Origin of the sequence: Cognatundibacterium luofuense (genome assembly GCF_018139685.1) — a bacterium.
Lineage (GTDB): Bacteria > Pseudomonadota > Gammaproteobacteria > Burkholderiales > Burkholderiaceae_D > Undibacterium > Undibacterium luofuense.
In genome coordinates this window covers 1-318 of record NZ_JAGSPN010000453.1, presented here as the reverse complement: position 1 = coordinate 318, position 318 = coordinate 1, and the positions used below count along the sequence as shown (strand labels likewise).

The following is a 318-nucleotide window of genomic DNA, read 5'->3' as shown; positions in this document are numbered from 1 at the left end:
ATCGGAATAACGGGCAGGAATACACCATCTCTGCTGATTACCTCATTGCTACCGACGGTGCCGACAGCGCTATTCGCGAGCGCTTGGGTATTGTTCGTGAAGGTGTAGGGCATGTCCAAACGGTTCGTAGCGTGCTTTTTACATGTCCCGAGGCTGATCAATACCTTGCTCGCGGTGCCCAACAGTTTGAAATCGAACAAGAAAATTTCCGCGCCTTTCTGACAACCTACAATGATAGTCGCTGGCTGCTGATGTTTGTCGACGATAACGAGCGCAGCGAGGATGAATTGCGTGCAGCGATTCGCCAAGCCTTGGGGC

General features: G+C 52.2%; 1 protein-coding gene. It reads left to right on the top strand.

Annotated elements, in window-relative coordinates; genetic code table 11:
- The coding region (locus tag KDM89_RS21195) for an FAD-dependent monooxygenase (RefSeq protein WP_212689785.1) at nucleotides 1-318 on the top strand (318 nt) is incomplete at both ends.